This is a genomic window from Curtobacterium sp. A7_M15 (assembly GCF_030705415.1).
Classification (GTDB): Bacteria; Actinomycetota; Actinomycetes; order Actinomycetales; family Microbacteriaceae; genus Curtobacterium.
The window spans coordinates 1-2,434 of record NZ_JAUZED010000206.1; the positions used below are offsets into that span (position 1 = coordinate 1).

Here is a 2,434-nt window from a genome sequence, read left to right on the forward strand (position 1 = left end):
GTGCGGATTTCGCCCGCTCGCGGGGTGGGGTGACCGCCTGGAGGCGCGGGGCGGCCTGGCGGGCTCGGGTCGCGCCTCCTGGACGGGCGCGCAGGGCTGCGAGCGGGCGGAACACGTGGTGCCGGCGAAGGGGGCGGCGCGCGTTCCGCCCGCTCGCGGGGAGGGCGGGCCGCCCGCTCGGTACGCTGGTGTCGTGACGGATGCACCGATCGGAGTCTTCGACAGTGGGGTCGGTGGACTCACGGTGGCCCGCGCGATCATCGACCAGCTGCCACGCGAGAGCATCCGGTACGTCGGCGACACCGTGCACTCGCCGTACGGCCCGAAGCCCATCGCGGACGTCCGCCGCTATGCGCTCGAGGTGATGGACGACCTCGTCGAACAGGGCGTGAAGGCGCTCGTGATCGCGTGCAACACCGCGTCCTCCGCGGTGCTCCGGGACGCCCGCGAACGGTACGAGCAGGCGTACGGGATCCCCGTCGTCGAGGTCATCCAGCCCGCTGCCCGCGCTGCCGTCAAGCAGACCAGGACGGGGCGGATCGGCGTGATCGGCACGGTCGGGACCATCGCGTCCCGCGCGTACGAGGACGCCTTCGCGGTCGCCTCGGACATCACCTTGAGTCTTGCGGCGTGTCCGCGGTTCGTCGAGTTCGTCGAGGCGGGGGACACTTCCTCCCCAGCGCTCCGATCCGTCGCCGAGGGGTACCTCGCGCCGGTGCGGGACGCCGACGTCGACACGCTCGTCCTCGGCTGCACCCACTACCCGCTCATGTCGGCCGCGATCCAGTACGTGATGGGGCCGGACGTGACCCTCGTCTCCAGCGCCGAGGAGACCGCCAACGACGTGTACCGACGGCTCGTCGAGCACGGACTCGAACGCACGGCCGACGAGCCGCCGACCTACTCGTTCGAGGCGACCGGCGACGACAAGAACGGCTTCATCCGACTCGCCCGACGCTTCCTCGGCCCCGAGGTCTCCAGCGTCGGCCACCTCCAGACCGGGGCGATCACGCTGCCCCGCATCGAAAGGACCCCATGAGCGACACCCTCCGCATCGACGGCCGCACCGCGACCGACCACCGTCCCGTCACGATCGAGCGGGGGTGGAGCACGCAGGCCGAGGGCAGCGCGCTCATCTCGTTCGGCAACACCAAGGTGCTCTGCACCGCCTCCTTCACGAACGGCGTCCCGCGCTGGCTCGCAGGCAAGGGCACCGGTTGGGTCACCGCCGAGTACTCGATGCTGCCCCGGTCGACGAACGAGCGCATGCAGCGCGAGTCGATCAAGGGCAAGGTCGGTGGGCGGACACACGAGATCTCGCGGCTGATCGGTCGCTCGCTCCGGGCCGTGGTCGACATGAAGGGCCTCGGGGAGAACACGCTCGTCATCGACTGCGACGTCCTCCAGGCCGACGGCGGGACCCGCACCGCGTCGATCACCGGCGCGTACGTGGCGATGGCGGACGCGATCGAGTGGGGTCGCGACAAGGGGTTCATCGGCAAGAAGGCCGTCCCGCTGACCGACAGTGTGCAGGCGATCTCGGTCGGGATCGTCAAGGGGGAGCCGATGCTCGACCTGGCGTACACCGAGGACTCCGCGGCCGACACCGACATGAACATCGTCACCACCGGCTCCGGCAAGTTCATCGAGGTCCAGGGCACGGCCGAGCACGCCCCCTTCGACCGTGACGAGCTGAACGTCCTGCTCGACCTCGGACTCGCCGGCAACCAGTCGCTCGCAGCGATCCAGCAGTCCGTGCTGGGGCTCGCGTGACCTCCCGCACGGTGGTCCTGGCGACGCACAACCAGGGCAAGGTCGTCGAGCTGCGCGAGATCCTCGGGTCGGCGCTCGGCGAGGGCGTCGAGCTCGTCGGGTACGACGGTCCCGAGCCCGTCGAGGACGGCGACACCTACGCGGCGAACGCCCTGATCAAGGCCCGCGCGGCGGTCGCGCACACCGGGCTCCCGGCGCTCGCCGACGATTCGGGCATCGCGGTGGACGCGCTGGGCGGGGCCCCCGGCATCCACTCGGCCAGGTACGCCGGCACACGGGTCGACGCGGACAACATCGCGCTGCTGCTGCAGAACCTCGACGGTGTCGTCGAGCGGACGGCGGCGTTCGTCTGCGCCGCGGCATTCGTCGCGCCGGACGGCACCGAGCACGTCGTCGAGGCGGTCTGGAACGGCGAGGTCACGACGGAACCCATCGGCGACGGCGGGCACGGGTACGACCCGGTCTTCCGGCCGGACGACGCCGACCGGACGTCGGCGGAGTTGACGCGCGAGGAGAAGAACGCGCTGTCACACCGCAGCAAGGCGTTCCGCGGGATCGCGCCGGTGGTGCGGGAGTACTTCGGCGTCTGACGGGCGGACTCGCGGCTGCGCGGCTGCACAACCAAAGACGACCTGAGCCACGTGTCGACGTGGCTCAGGTC

Annotated in this window: 3 protein-coding genes; all 3 read left to right on the plus strand. The window is 71.0% G+C overall.

Going from position 1 to position 2,434, the window contains the following annotated elements; all coding sequences use genetic code 11:
* The first annotated feature begins 193 nt into the window (after positions 1–193).
* Genes murI through rdgB form a run of 3 tightly spaced genes read left to right on the plus strand, consistent with a single transcriptional unit; the run spans position 194 to position 2,363 of the window.
* Complete coding sequence (gene murI, locus Q7F20_RS18390) at positions 194–1,039, plus strand: glutamate racemase (protein WP_305741500.1); 846 nt, start codon at positions 194–196, stop codon at positions 1,037–1,039.
* On the plus strand, positions 1,036–1,773 hold the full coding sequence (gene rph / locus Q7F20_RS18395; protein WP_305741501.1) for a ribonuclease PH: 738 nt from the start codon (positions 1,036–1,038) through the stop codon (positions 1,771–1,773). Before murI ends, rph begins: the two co-directional genes overlap by 4 nt.
* Positions 1,770–2,363: an RdgB/HAM1 family non-canonical purine NTP pyrophosphatase gene (gene rdgB / locus Q7F20_RS18400; RefSeq protein ID WP_305741502.1), complete on the plus strand. Its 594-nt coding sequence runs from the start codon at positions 1,770–1,772 to the stop codon at positions 2,361–2,363. The genes rph and rdgB overlap by 4 nt, the downstream gene beginning before the upstream one ends.
* The last annotated feature ends 71 nt before the right edge of the window (positions 2,364–2,434 follow it).